This window comes from Nocardia sp. NPDC058633, from assembly GCF_042717045.1.
Taxonomy (GTDB): Bacteria; Actinomycetota; Actinomycetes; order Mycobacteriales; family Mycobacteriaceae; genus Nocardia.
Genome location: NZ_JBHXRA010000006.1, coordinates 117,650 through 130,977, shown reverse-complemented (window position 1 = coordinate 130,977; position 13,328 = coordinate 117,650). Strand labels below are relative to the sequence as shown.

Annotated in this window: 11 protein-coding genes; 5 read left to right on the top strand and 6 right to left on the bottom strand. The window is 68.8% G+C overall.

All coding sequences use genetic code 11. The features are described from left to right. The first annotated feature begins 122 nt into the window (after window positions 1-122). Complete coding sequence (locus ACFWUR_RS09530; RefSeq protein WP_378904498.1) at window positions 123-581, top strand: GyrI-like domain-containing protein; 459 nt, start codon at window positions 123-125, stop codon at window positions 579-581. Further along, window positions 581-1,012 carry a GyrI-like domain-containing protein gene (locus tag ACFWUR_RS09525; protein WP_378904495.1) on the top strand — a complete coding sequence of 144 codons (432 nt, stop codon included), beginning with the start codon at window positions 581-583 and terminating at the stop codon, window positions 1,010-1,012. The genes ACFWUR_RS09530 and ACFWUR_RS09525 overlap by 1 nt, the downstream gene beginning before the upstream one ends. A 56-nt stretch (window positions 1,013-1,068) precedes the next feature. Here the strand turns inward: ACFWUR_RS09525 and ACFWUR_RS09520 are convergent, their stop codons facing one another. The 4 genes from ACFWUR_RS09520 to ACFWUR_RS09505 form a co-directional block, all read right to left on the bottom strand. Beyond that, on the bottom strand, window positions 1,069-2,178 hold the full coding sequence (locus ACFWUR_RS09520; RefSeq protein WP_378904492.1) for an inositol-3-phosphate synthase: 1,110 nt from the start codon (window positions 2,176-2,178) through the stop codon (window positions 1,069-1,071). Next, entirely contained in the window at window positions 2,171-2,728 is a 558-nt protein-coding gene (locus ACFWUR_RS09515; protein WP_378905008.1) for a PadR family transcriptional regulator, read from the bottom strand. Before ACFWUR_RS09515 ends, ACFWUR_RS09520 begins: the two co-directional genes overlap by 8 nt. Before the next feature lie 147 nt (window positions 2,729-2,875). Beyond that, a complete protein-coding gene (locus ACFWUR_RS09510) occupies window positions 2,876-3,667 on the bottom strand; it encodes a DUF1707 domain-containing protein (protein ID WP_378904489.1) in 792 nt (263 codons plus the stop codon). Between the two features lie 7 nt (window positions 3,668-3,674). Next, entirely contained in the window at window positions 3,675-4,745 is a 1,071-nt protein-coding gene (locus tag ACFWUR_RS09505; protein ID WP_378904486.1) for a DUF1707 domain-containing protein, read from the bottom strand. Window positions 4,746-4,868: 123 nt separating this feature from the next. On the opposite strand from ACFWUR_RS09505, the gene ACFWUR_RS09500 reads away from it, so the two are divergent. The 3 genes from ACFWUR_RS09500 (at window position 4,869) to ACFWUR_RS09490 (ending at window position 10,148) form a co-directional block, all read left to right on the top strand. Continuing rightward, window positions 4,869-5,285: a DUF5318 domain-containing protein gene (locus ACFWUR_RS09500; RefSeq protein ID WP_170112103.1), complete on the top strand. Its 417-nt coding sequence runs from the start codon at window positions 4,869-4,871 to the stop codon at window positions 5,283-5,285. 924 nt (window positions 5,286-6,209) lie between these two features. Next, complete coding sequence (locus ACFWUR_RS09495) at window positions 6,210-8,387, top strand: transglycosylase domain-containing protein (protein WP_378905005.1); 2,178 nt, start codon at window positions 6,210-6,212, stop codon at window positions 8,385-8,387. 21 nt (window positions 8,388-8,408) lie between these two features. Beyond that, window positions 8,409-10,148, top strand: coding sequence for a glycosyltransferase family 87 protein (locus ACFWUR_RS09490; protein ID WP_378904483.1), 1,740 nt, complete (start codon window positions 8,409-8,411; stop codon window positions 10,146-10,148). A 61-nt stretch (window positions 10,149-10,209) separates the two neighbouring features. Here ACFWUR_RS09490 and ACFWUR_RS09485 read toward each other — a convergent pair whose 3' ends face one another. Both ACFWUR_RS09485 and ACFWUR_RS09480 read right to left on the bottom strand, forming a co-directional pair. Further along, window positions 10,210-11,703 carry a TerD family protein gene (locus ACFWUR_RS09485; RefSeq protein ID WP_378904480.1) on the bottom strand — a complete coding sequence of 498 codons (1,494 nt, stop codon included), beginning with the start codon at window positions 11,701-11,703 and terminating at the stop codon, window positions 10,210-10,212. 75 nt (window positions 11,704-11,778) lie between these two features. Continuing rightward, window positions 11,779-13,149, bottom strand: coding sequence for a TerD family protein (locus ACFWUR_RS09480; RefSeq protein ID WP_378904477.1), 1,371 nt, complete (start codon window positions 13,147-13,149; stop codon window positions 11,779-11,781). Window positions 13,150-13,328 lie beyond the last annotated feature (179 nt).

Below are 13,328 nucleotides of genomic sequence, written 5' to 3'. Positions count from 1 at the left end.
CCCAGAGCGCGAACCGCCCGACCAGGGGTCTGATGATCCCGGCGCGGAACCTGTCGGACCGATACGGGAGGATGTGCGGTCGGTACCGACATGCGACGACACTAGACATAGGGGCTACGCAGGTGGATTTCAATGTCGTTGACCGTCCCGAGACGCTGATCGCGGGCACGGTGCTACGCAGCCCGGCGCTCGCCGTCGAGGGGCCGCGCCGCGCCAAGGTGGTCGAGGCGTGGGCGAACCTGCGGACGAGAACGTCGTTACCGGGGCCGTTCGCGACGGGCTACGTCGATTTCGCGCAGGAGATCAACTCCTACCTGACCCACATCGTCGGCTACGAGTGCAAAACCCTCGCCGACCTGCAGGTGGGCGATGTGCTCGGCCGGATTCCGGCGGGCCGCTACGCGCGATTCGTGGCCAGCGGCGACAACCTCGGCGACACCATCGTCGGGCTGTGGCGGCAGGTATGGGACGCGGAGGCCGCGGGCGAATTCGTGCGGGCCTACACCGGCGATTGCGAACAGTATCCCGACGAGCGCACCGTCGAGATCTTCGTCGGGCTGAGCGAGGAGAAGGACCGCTGATGACCGTGGATTTCGAGATCGTCACCCTCGACGACGGCCTGGTCGCGGGACTCACCGTGCCCTTGGCCGGGCGTGAGGTGACCGCACGCGACCTCGATCTGGTGAACTTCACCTGGGATCGGTACCTGTCGCGGGAGAAGACCGTGCCGCGCGCCGCCGCCTACATCGGCCAGAACGATCACGCGGTGGCCGTGCTCGGTTACGAGGTCGGCGGACTGGACGAGATCGACGAGGGCGACGTGCTCACCCGCATCCCCGCGGGCCGCTACGCCAAGTTCGTGGTCTCGGACAAGCCCTACGATCTGCTGCGCACCGCGTGGGCACAGGTGATCAAGGCCGAGAACGCGGGCACCATCACCCGCTCGCACACGGCGGAGTTGGAGCGCTACACCGGCCCGACGTCGGTCGAGGTCTACGTCTCCCTGGACTGACACGAAAAGAGCCGGTGTTCGCGACAGTTCGCGAACACCGGCTCTTTTGTCAGTGCTTAATCGGCGCCGATGATGAACGCTTCGAGCTGAGTGCGCGCGACGTCGTCGGCGATCTGCTCCGGCGGGGACTTCATCAGGTAGGCCGAGGCCGGAATGACGGGTCCGCCGATGCCGCGGTCCTTGGCGATCTTCGCCGCACGGACGGCGTCGATGATGATGCCCGCCGAGTTCGGCGAATCCCACACCTCGAGCTTGTACTCCAGGTTCAGCGGGGCGTCGCCGAACGCGCGACCCTCCAGGCGGACGTAGGCCCACTTGCGGTCGTCGAGCCACTCCACGTAGTCCGAGGGACCGATGTGGACGTTACGGTCGTGGACCTTGCCCGCGAGCGAACCGGTGAGGTTCGAGGTGACGGCCTGGGTCTTGGAGACCTTCTTCGACTCCAGGCGCTCACGCTCGAGCATGTTCTTGAAGTCCATGTTGCCGCCGACATTGAGCTGGTAGGTGCGGTCGAGCACCACGCCGCGGTCTTCGAACAGCTTGGCCATCACCCGGTGGGTGATGGTCGCGCCGACCTGGGACTTGATGTCGTCGCCGACGATCGGGACACCGGCGTCGGTGAACTTCTTCGCCCAGACCGGGTCGGAGGCGATGAAGACCGGCAGCGCGTTGACGAAGGCGACGTTCGCGTCGATCGCGCACTGCGCGTAGAACTTGTCGGCCTCTTCGGAACCGACGGGCAGGTACGAGACCAGCACGTCGACCTCGGCGTCTTTGAGCGCCTTGACCACGTCGACCGCGGGGGCCTCGGACTGCTCGATGGTCTCGGCGTAGTACTTGCCGATGCCGTCGAGGGTCGGGCCACGCAGGACCGTCACGTCGGTCGGCGGCACGTCGGAGATCTTGATGGTGTTGTTCTCGCTGGCGAAGATGGCCTCGGCCAGGTCGAAGCCGACCTTCTTGGCGTCGACATCGAACGCGGCCACGAACTTCACGTCGCGTACGTGATAGGTACCGAACTTGACGTGCATGAGGCCGGGAACGACCTGGTTCTCGTCGGCATCCTTGTAGTACTGCACGCCCTGTACCAGCGACGATGCGCAGTTGCCCACACCGACGATCGCGACGCGAACTTCGCCGGATCCAACCTTGTTGACATCACTCATGGCCGCTCTTTCCCTCTTTCTGTGGTGCCGCCTTCGTCGATTGCTCCGCCGCAATCAACTCGTTGAGCCAGCGCACTTCGCGCTCGCTTGATTCCAATCCGAGCTGGTGGAGCTGCCTGGTGTAGCGATCCAGTGACCCGCTGGCCTTCTTGATCGCTTCCCGCAGCCCCTCTCGGCGCTCCTCGACCTGACGACGCCTGCCCTCCAGGATTCGCATTCTCGCCTCGGCGGGAGTGCGGCTGAAAAAGGCAAGGTGAACGCCGAAGCCGTCATCGGTGTAGTTCTGCGGACCGGTGTCGGCAAGGAGTTCGGAGAACCGTTCCCGGCCGACCGGTGTGAGCCGGTAGACCCGGCGCGCACGGCGCGCGAGCGCGCCGACCGGTTGCTCCTCGGCGATCAACCCGTCGGCCTGCATCCTGCGCAGCGTCGGGTAGAGCGAACCGTAGGAGAAGGCCCGGAACGCTCCGAGCAGGCCCGTCAACCGCTTGCGCAGTTCGTAACCGTGCATGGGCGCGTCGAGGAGCAGACCGAGAATCGCCAATTCGAGCACTGCCGACCTCACTCCCTGACTCTGTCGACCTGACAGGCCGAACGGACCTAACCGTGGATGCGACTTCCAACTATATCGGAGCGATACATCTACGCGCAGGCGCACCCCACACATGCGCCATCGCCGCAGGTCAGATGGTTGGCAAGGTCAGCGCTTCACCGGATACACCGCGATGGGCTCGCCATTGGGGCGAATCTTCAGGTGGGCGTTCTGCGCGGCTTCGTTCTTGACGTAGATGCTGATCTCGACCTCGGCGTCTTTGCCGCCGCCGGGCGAATACCCGACCGTGACGTGCGAGACCCAGCCGTCGGGGACGCGGGTGCTCTGCGGTGCGCCGGCCACCAGGCGGGCGTAGCGGGCCAGATCGACGGTGGCCAGGTCGAAGGAGCGGGTGTCGGGCGGACGAGAGCTCTGCGAACCCCACTTCTCGAAATCGCCGCGGTACTGCAGGTCGTCCTGTTTTCCCGGCTTTCCGGAATCTCTGTCGACGCGGGCGTATTCGGGATACAGGGTCAGCTCGTCGGCGACGGTCGTCCCGTACTCGGCGCGGTAGTCGGCGAGGAAGTGGGCGAATCCGTTGCCGGTGGTGAGGTCGGGCAGTGGATCGTCGAGGACGGCGTCGCCCACGGTGCGACCGAGCAGACCCGCTCCCGCACCGAGCAGACCGGCGAGCACGATCGCGCCCACCGGAATCCACCAGCGGCGGGGTGCGCGCGCGAGGCCACGCGCCACCGGCGTCGCGGCCAGATCGGCGGTGACCTGCAGGTCGTCGACGAGACGGTCGAGCGCGGCGAAGTGCTCGGCGCGCATGGCGGCGGCGGTGCGTGTCTCGTGCTCGGCGGCGGTCAGCTGGCCGTCGGCCAGGGCCGCGTCGAGCATCGCGCAGACGTCGGCGCGGTCGGCGTCGCGGGCACGCAGGTTCTGGGGCGAGGTCTTCATCGCTGGCTCATCCTTTGTACGGGTAGATCTTCAGCACATCGCCCGACAGCGTGAGAACGAGATGGCCCGATCGGGAGACCTCGTCGCGCACGAAGACCACGATCGCCGGCCCGCCCGTCGAGCTGTCGTTCGCGAACCTGAAGTGGGTGACCGCGCCGTCGGGCACCCGCACGGTGGCAGGTGCGTTCGCGAGCGCGGCGCCGAGCGCTTCGGTGTTCACCTGTGCCAGATCGATGTCGACGGCGTCGCGATCGCGAGTGGTGATCTGGGAATTCGACCGCGCGAAGCCGCCGCGATAGGTGTAGTCGGCGGTCAGGTTCGCGTTGCCGGGCGTGCGCCGCACGGCGGACGCGTGCTCGTCGTGCAGGACCGCCTCGTCGAGCACGGTGTCACCGAACTTCGTGCGGTAGTCGTCGCGGAACTGGACGAATCCGGCGAGGGTGTTGAGCATCGGTGTGGCGATCACCAGCGGTGGCGCCGCGTCGTAGTCGACGATGGCGACGGTAGCCACGGCAGGGGCGGGCTCGTCGTCGCGGACGGTCCACACGAATCCGGCGACGGCGGTGATCGCCGCGAGCGCGACCACCGTCAGCCGCGTGCGGTCGCGGCGGACGCGCGGCTTGGTCGGCGCCGCCGGGCGGTGCTGGAGTTCCGCCACCAAAGTGGACAAATCACCCAGTGTTCGTGCTTCTTCGGCCAATTCGATCATGGCGGCGTGTTCATCGGCGTCGAGCTGGCCGTCGGCACGGGCGGCGTCGAGGGCGGTGACAGTCGCCGCTCGGTCGCTCGATCGGGCTCTCGTGCGCGCCGGGTACTCACCGGGCGCCCGACGACGGGGGCGCTCGACGGGGGCACTCTCGCCGAAAACCGCAGGTGACTGCAGGTCGGCGATCAGGCCCGCCAACTCGCCGACAGTGCGGGCCTCGCTCGCCGACGCGACGCGGTCGTGGTACTCCTGCGCACCGAGTTGGCCCTCGGCATAGGCCGCGTCAAGCACGGTCGACGCTTGTGCGCGATCGATGTCACGTGCGCGCAGAGCCGAATCGACGGCTGCCCGTCGCTGCCCGGAATCAGCCATGGCCGTAGGTCACCTCACCTGCGAAAACATCCGGATCAACCCGGGTATCGGGAGTTTAGCCGGGCAAATCGGATCAAACGATGCCGTGGGCACGCATATCCGAACCCCGCTACTCTGGTGATCGTGCGAATTCAGCGGCAGGTGGTGGACTATGCGCTTCGGCGCAGGTCTCTGCTGGCCGATGTCTACGCGGGGCGGGTCGGCGTCGCCGAGGTGTGCGACGCGAATCCGTATCTGCTCCGGGCCGCCAAGTTCCATGGCCGGGGCAGCGAGGCGACCTGCCCGATCTGCCGGAAAGAGCAGCTGACGTTGGTTTCGTGGGTGTTCGGCGATGGGCTGGGCCAAGCGGCCGGGTCGGCGCGCACACCCGAGGAACTGATTCGGATGGCCGAATCGAACGAAGAGTTCTCGGTCCACGTCGTCGAGGTATGTCGCTCGTGCAGCTGGAACCACCTGGTGCAGTCGTATGTACTCGGCACGGCGCCCGCGCCTGCCCGACGTCGGACGAGTTCGCGAGCCCGGCGCTCTGCTGCCGAATGATGGCTTGCCGGGCGACGAGGCTGCCGAGTAATGGGTGGCCCGCAGAAGTGATGGTGGCCACCGCGTGATGCGCCACTGTTCGGGGTGCACCCTCTCCGCGCCGGTACTCCGGCGCGGAAGTTGTGTGCCCGAACCTTACAAGTTATGGAGATCTGGTCAGTGAGTTCGCCCTACGAGCCCTCCCCCCACGGCGATGATCCGCGCGGCGCCCGTCCGGCTCGGGGTGCGCAACCGGGTCTCCCCCCACAATCGGGTGATCGTCCGGCCGGTCCGCCGCCGCGTCGGCCGATGCCGCCCGCCGGGCCGCGTCCGCAGGGTGCGCCCGGTGGTCCCGCCCAGGGCGGACGTCCGCAGGGTGGTCCTGTGCCCGGTGGACGTGCTCCGCAGGGACCGCCGCCGAACCGTCAGCAGGGCCCGCCGCCCGGTGGGATGCCGCCGCGCCGGCCGGGTCAGCCGCCACAGCGTCCTGGCGGACCACAGGGCGGGCCGGTTCCGCCGGGCGCGCCCGGCCAGGGCAGGCCGCCGCAGGGTAGGCCGGGTCGTCCCGTCCCGCCCGCTGCAGGCGCCACCCAGAAGCTGCCGCGTCCCGGCGGCCCCGACGAGGCGACGGTGCGTTCGGGTCAGCCCGGTGCGGGGCGGACCGTGCGCGGCGCGAACGACGACGTGGTCCGGGCAGGCGGTGCGGCCGCGGCCGCGCGCGCCGGCGCGGGCCGACGCCCCGGTGGTCCCACCTCCGGTGAACGGCGCGTCACCGCCCCTGGCGGTCCGACCACCGGTGAACGTCGCGCCGCGGGTGTGGGCGGCACGCCCCCGCCGACAGGCCCGCGCAACCGCCGTGACGGCGGAGGCGACGACGGCTCGGGTAGTGATGGTTCGGTGCGGAAGTCGAGGTGGCGCATCGTTCGCCGAACGCTCTACGTGCTGATGGCCCTGGCCATCGTCGTGCCGAGCGCGGTCTTCCTGGTCGCCTACACGGCGGTGTCGGTGCCGAAGCCCGGCGATCTCGAGACCAATCAGGTCGCGACGATCCTGGCCAGCGACGGCACCACCGAGATCAGCAAGGTGGTTCCGCCGCAGGGCAACCGCACCGAGGTCTCGATCGATCAGATCCCGCCGCACGTGCGTAATGCCGTGATCGCGGCCGAGGACCGTGACTTCTACACCAACCCCGGCTTCTCGGTCTCGGGCTTCGCTCGCGCCGCCCGCGACAACATCCTCGGCAAGGAAAGCGCCGGTGGTGGTTCCACGATCACCCAGCAGTACGTGAAGAACGCGCTGGTCGGTGACGAGCGGTCGATGACGCGCAAGATGCACGAGCTGGTGATCTCGGCCAAGATGGCGCGGCAGTGGAGCAAGGAAGACATCCTCGCCGCCTACCTCAACACGATCTACTTCGGTCGTGGCGCGTACGGCATCGACGCCGCGGCCAAGTCGTACTTCGGCAAGCCGGTGCAGGAGCTGACCGTGGCCGAGGGCGCCGTCCTCGCCGCGACGATCCAGCTGCCCTCGATGCTGGATCCGGAGAAGAACCCCACCGGCGCCAAGACGCGCTGGAACTACGTGCTCGACGGCATGGTCGCGGAGAACAACCTGTCGGCGACCGAACGTCAGGCGATGCAGTACCCGCAGGTCGTCACGCTGGAATCGCTGGGCGACAAGAACAACGACGAGGGCCCGTCGGGCCTGGTGAAGAACCAGGTCCTGCAGGAGCTCTCGACCGCGGGCATCAGCGAGCAGCAGCTGAACACCGAGGGCCTGCAGATCACCACCACGATCGACCCCCAGGCGCAGGACGCCGCGATCAAGGCCGCGCAGGGCAAGCTCGAGGGTGAGCCGGAGAACCTGCGCACTGCGGTGGTTTCGATCGACCCGCGCACCGGTGCGGTGCGCGCCTACTACGGCGGCAACGACGGCCAGGGTTTCGACTTCGCCAATGCCGGTCTGCCGACGGGCTCTTCGTTCAAGGCGATCGGACTGGCCGCGAATCTCGAACAGGGCGTTCCGCTCTCGCAGCTCTACGACAGCTCACCGATCACCGTCAACGGCATCGAGATCGGCAATGTCGAGGGCGAGGGCTGCGGCATGTGCACCATCGCCGAAGCGCTCAAGCGTTCACTGAACACCAGCTTCTACCGGATGCAGCTGGACATGCAGAACGGTCCGCAGAAGATCGCCGACATGGGCCACAAGCTCGGTATCGCGAAGGAACTGCCCGGTGTGGGCGAGACGCTGACCGAGCCCGGCGGCGTCGGCCCCAACAACGGCATCGTGCTCGGCCAGTACCAGTCGCGACCGCTCGACATGGCCTCGGCCTACGCCACCCTGGCGGCGTCGGGGGTCTATCACGCCCCGCACTTCGTGCAGAAGGTCGTGACCGCCGATGGGCAGGTGCTGCTCGATCGCGGCGAGCCCGCCGGTGAGCAGCGGGTGAGTGCGGCCGTGGCCGACAACGTCACCGCGGCGATGAAGCCGATCGCTGCCTACTCGCGCAACCACAACCTGGCCGGTGGCCGCGAGTCCGCCGCCAAGACCGGTACCCACCAGCTCGGCGACACCGGCAACAACCGCGACGCCTGGATGGTCGGCTACACCCCGTCGCTGTCGACCGCGGTGTGGGTCGGTACCGAGCAGGGCGAACCGCTCAAGAACTACGGTGGCGCCAGCATCTACGGCTCCGGTCTGCCTTCCGACATCTGGAAGGCGACGATGGACGGTGCGCTGTCGGGCACGTCGAACGAGTCGTTCCCCAAGCCCGCCCCGATCAAGGGCCAGGCCGGTGTGCCGGAATGGTCGGCGCCCTACACCGCGCCGTCCACCACCGTGCCGGCGATCGTGCCGCCGGTGATCGTGCCCTCGCAGGTGGAGATCCTGCCCGGCATCCGGATTCCGGTGCCCGGGGTGCAGCAGCCCGCGGTGCCGCAGTCGCAGGCGACGCCGGAGTCGGGTCCGGGCCCCCTGCCCGGCCAGCCGACGGCGGGTCCCGACGGCGCGCCGGCGACACCAGGAAACGGCAACGGCGGGTCGACCAGACCGAACAACGGCGCCACGGGCAACGACGACGAGAGCAGCGGCGCGGGAGCCACACCGACCCGATCCCGCTAGCCCCCGGTAGCCTCGGATGTCGTGACCGATCAGCAACTCGCGGACCAGCCGGCGTCGAGCGATACCCGGCTGGGCCGCGAGGCGGGGTACGTGGCGCCCGCCCGACTGGCTCCGGACCTGCGCTCGATCGACGCGCGGGACCGGCCCAGCCGCAACGACTCCCTCACCGCGCAGCTGTCCACCGTGATCGGCGGCCCGGTCGGCGATCACGCGCTGATCGGGCGGGTGCGGTTCTGGACGCCGCTGCGGGTGATGTTCGCTTTCACGGTGATCTTCCTGGCGCTGGGCTGGACGGCCAAGGCCGGCTGCATCCAGCAGACCGGCGACGGTGACGGCGGGCTGATGCTCGACTGGAACAACGGCCGCCAGTACGTGGCCATGTGCTACTCCGACACCGTCCCGCTCTACGGCGCCGAACGGCTCAACGAGGGCGCGTTCCCGTACAAGAAGTCCTGGACCGAATCGACGCCCGACGGTGGCACCGAGACCAGATACATGGAGTATCCGGTGCTTTCGGGGCTGTACCAGTACGCGGCGATGCAGATCGGCAATGTCTGGGATCACCTGCCGGTGCCCGGTGCGATGTCGGTGGTGGTGTATTTCAACGTGGTCGCACTCGGCCTTTCGGTGGGTTGGTTGATCACCGTGTGGGCGTCGTCGCGATTAGCCGGGCGGCGGGTCTGGGACGCGGCGCTGATCGCGGTGTCGCCCCTGGTGATCGTGCACGCCTTCACGAATTTCGATGCTCTCGCAACGGCTTTCGCCGCTACCGGGTTGTTGGCGTGGGCGCGGCGCAAGCCGGTGCTCGCGGGCATCCTGCTCGGACTCGGCGGGGCGGCGAAACTGTATCCCCTGCTTCTGCTCGGGCCGATCGTCGTGCTGTGCCTGCGGGTCGACCCGATGCAGCGCCAACTCGCCGCACGGGCCGGGCTGCGGTTACGCGATGTCGCCGGTCTCGATTCCGCACGTACTTGGTTACGTGAAACACCCTCGCGGACACACTTCTTCGCCTTACGGCCGCTCGGCGCCGCCACCTTCACCGTGCTCGCCGCGGCGGGAACATGGGCGGCGGTGAATTTGCCGATCGCGGCGCTGTACCCGCAGGGCTGGCGAGAGTTCTTCCGGCTCAACACCACTCGCCACGCCGACCCCGACTCGATCTACAACGTGATCACCTCGTTCACCGGCTGGGCGGGTTTCGACGGGCCGATCGGCCACGGTGAGCCCCCGACCATCCTGAACACGGTCTCGCTGCTGGCCTTCGTGGCCGCCTGCGCGGGCGTCGCCTATCTGGCCCTCACCGCCCCACGCCGCCCCCGCCTGACCCAGCTGTGCTTCCTCGTTGTCGCGGCGTTCCTGCTGACGAACAAGGTGTGGAGCCCGCAGTACTCCCTGTGGCTGGTGCCGCTGGCGGTGCTCGCGCTGCCGCACCGCCGAATCCTGCTGGCCTGGATGACGATCGACGCGCTGGTCTGGGTGCCGCGCATGTACTACTACCTCGGCGAGGACAACAAGGGCCTGCCCGAACAGTGGTTCACCGGCACCGTCGTCCTGCGCGATCTGGCGGTACTCGGCCTGTGCGCCCTGATCGTCTACGAGATCCTGCGCCCCCAGCACGACATAGTCCGCCGTGACTTCGTCGACGACCCCGCAGGCGGCGTCCTCGACCGCGCCCTCGACCCGCTCCTCCCCTGGCTCCCGGAATTCCTGCGCCCGAAGCAGGCCACGATGACCTCGCGACCCGCACTGGTTCTGAACTGACCGCCGTCGGTAGTTCGTCATCGGCCCATGAGAGCCGTTGGGGTGCGGACACCCTGGCGCTCTACAGACGCAGGTAGCGGGCCTGGAGTTCGGGTTCGGCGGGGAGCATGTCGAGGTCGAGTTCCCAGGCGCTGCCGGTCCAGGGGTCGAACAGCGGAGTGCCGGGCATCGTCGGGAGGTGCCTGCACGACTGTGTGAGCAGATCTACCGGTCCGTCACCGAATTCGCCGCCGCTGCCGACGATGACCAGGGACAAGCCGATCAGGTCGCCGCGCACCATCAGCTGGCCCAGGCGCACCACGTCGCTGCTCTGGTAGCCGTGGGGGAAGTCGGCGGCGACGAGGATGCGATGTTCGGTGGGTGGGACGGCTTGTCCACTGTTGTAGGCGATTTCGGCGAGTTCGGCCGCGTTGGCGAGTTCGGCCAGGCGGGCGGAGATGTCGCCGTGGTCGGCGATCACCGGGCCCGCGAGCAGGGGGGCCAGCGGGGTGGCGAGGTTGCGCAGGCCGCCGGTGAGGTCGATCAGGTCGACCTTGGTCGGCTTGTCGGGGATCGCGGCGACGAGGCGAGCCACCAGTGCGCCGACCACGCGGGCGGCCGCCGCGGTGGATTCGGTGTCGACCCACAGCGGCCGATTCAGCGGCACCGGAACGCAATACGGCACGCGCAGGCCGCCGCGGTCGAGCGCGTAGAGCTCACCGAGGCGGATGCCGTCGCTGCGGGCGGCGCGTGTGGTCCACGCGGGGGCGAGCCAGGAGGCCAGCGCGGCGGGCATGGCGGCGTCGGCCTCGGCGATCTCGAGGCCGAGTTGGTCGCTGTCGCGGCGGTGGTCGGCGTCGGCGAGGGCTACCAGTTCGTCGTGCCGACGTTGCGCTTGCGCGCGGGCCGCGTCGGCGGCGGGGGTGTTGCGGGTGGCCGGGTTCGAGACCGCTTCGGAGAGTTCCTGATCCAGGCGTTTGGTCGCGTAGTCGCGGGCCGAGACGAGCGCGGCGGCCGAGCGGGCGGCGTCTTCGAAGATCATCCACATGCGTTGCAGGCCGTGGTCGACTTCGAGCGGAATGCCCGATGCGGGAACGGGTCTCGCCACCGTTTCGGTGGCCGTGCTCGGCGGCGCCAGCGGGGCGGGCTGCCACGCCTGCGCCGGTGCGGGTGCTACGCCGTGTGTGGTGAGCAGCTGTGTCGAGCCGCCCGCGTAGCCCTGGCCGAGAGCCCGCAGTTTCCAGCCGCCCCCGCGCCGATACACCTCTAGGCAGATCAGCGCGCTCTCACCGGCGGTCGGTGCGATCACGAATTCAGCGGCGGGACTGCCGTTTTCGAACAGCGTCGCGGTGACGGTGGCGAGCGTCTGCCCGGCCGCGACGAACAACAGCACCGCGTGAGCGTCGGATCGCACCTGCGACAGTGACAGATCCACCGCCGCACCCGCGAAGCGCACACCGGGCGCGGCGGGCCGCGACGCGCACACGTGGTCGTGCGCGTCGCGAACCCGCAGATCCTCGCCGACCACCAGCGCACCGAGTTCGACGGTGCCGGTGGTTTGCGCGGTGAAGCGCACGGAATCAGCGTTCAGAGCAGTGTTCTGCCCCGCTTTCAGGTGAATCACGGTGTCTGCCCTGCTCTGTCGCTTGGTTCAGTTGCCGCCGAGGAATCGGCCCAGCTGGGGCACCGCTTCACCGGGGTGCTTGGCGTTGAAGCCCTCGCCGAGCGCCTGCATCTTCCAGTCGCCGCCGACCCGGTACACCTTCGCCATCGCCATGGCGGTGAACGGCATGCCACCGGTGAGGGTGTAGCGCGCCAGCTCGCCGTTGGTGGTGCCGTCGATCAGGCGGCTGAACGCGTTCTGCACCTGCTCGAAGGAATGGCCCTTGTAGGAGGTGACGATGAACAGCAGCGTGGTGATGTGCGCGGGGATCCTGGTGAGGTCGACGAGGATCATCTCGTCGTCGCCGTCGCCCTCACCGGTGAGGTTGTCGCCCTGGTGGCGCACCGAACCGTCCTTCGACGACAGCTGGCCGTAGTAGGCCACGTCGACGAGGTTCTGGTCGGCGAACAGGCAGACCGAGGCGTCGAGGTCGATGTCGACGGTGCGGTTGCCGAACATCCCGCGGGTGCGCACCGGGTCCCAGCCCAGGCCCATCTTCACGAAGGTCAGCGCGGCGCCGCCCTCCTTGCGCAGCGTGACCCGCTGGCCCTTCTGCAGGCTGACCGGGCGATCCTTGCTCAGACTGATCTCACCGGGCTGCTGCTGCGCCGCGGCGGGCGCACCCTGGGCGGGCGGCGGGTAGCCCTGTCCGGGCGGCGGCGGGTAACCCCCGCCGGGCGGCTGCTGGCCGGGCGGGGGCGGATAGCCACCGCCGGGCGGGGCGTAGGCGGGCGCGGGCTGCTGTGGGTAGCCGGGCGCGGACTGCGCCGGGTACGCGGGCGGGGCCTGCTGCGGCGGGGGCGGCGGGGGCGCCTGCTGGGGCGCGGCCTGCTGCGGGGCGGCTTCGGCGGGCGAATCGTCGACCTGCACACCGTGATCGGTGACCAGCGCCGCGAAACCACCGGCGTAGCCCTGGCCGACCGCGCGCACCTTCCAGCTGCCCTGACGGCGGTACAACTCGAGCGCGATCACGATCGACTCGGCGTTCAGACCGTCGATCTGATAGCTGAACAGCTGGTTGCCCGAGGCGTCGGAGACGAGGGCGGTGGGCGGTGCGAAACGACCGAAGTTGCTGGTCGCGTCGTCGAGGGTGATCACCGCGCGGATCTGATCGATGTCGGCGGGCACCGCGGACAACGAAACAGCAAGCGAGGCAGGCTGACCCGCGGGCCCGGGGCGTAGATCGACACCCGGTCCACTCGGCTGGTTGTAGAAGACGAAGTCGGCGTCGGTGCGGACCTTGCCCTGCTCGGTTACGAGCAGCGCGGACAGGTCGGCCGGTGCGGTGACCTGGAGCGAGATCACCACGTCACTGACGGCCAGCGGGCCGTTCTGGCCCTTGGCGAGTGTTGCAGACAAGTTCGACCCTTCGCTTGTCGTTGGTGGGTGTCGACGGCAGTCGCTTGCCACTCTACGAGAAACCGGCCGCACACGTCCGGGCTCTGTGTCGCCTACCCACATCACTCGGCGACGCGGGCGGAGTTTCGCCTGATCGGTTAGGGTGACGGCGCAGTCGGACGACGGCGGTTCGACCGCCT

Coding starts and splice junctions, on each gene's coding strand:
- ACFWUR_RS09525 (WP_378904495.1), top strand. CDS start 581: ATGACCGTGGATTTCGAGATCGTCACCCTCGACGACGGCCTGGTCGCG.
- ACFWUR_RS09505 (WP_378904486.1), bottom strand. CDS start 4,745: ATGGCTGATTCCGGGCAGCGACGGGCAGCCGTCGATTCGGCTCTGCGC.
- ACFWUR_RS09495 (WP_378905005.1), top strand. CDS start 6,210: ATGGCCCTGGCCATCGTCGTGCCGAGCGCGGTCTTCCTGGTCGCCTAC.
- ACFWUR_RS09510 (WP_378904489.1), bottom strand. CDS start 3,667: ATGAAGACCTCGCCCCAGAACCTGCGTGCCCGCGACGCCGACCGCGCC.
- ACFWUR_RS09520 (WP_378904492.1), bottom strand. CDS start 2,178: ATGAGTGATGTCAACAAGGTTGGATCCGGCGAAGTTCGCGTCGCGATC.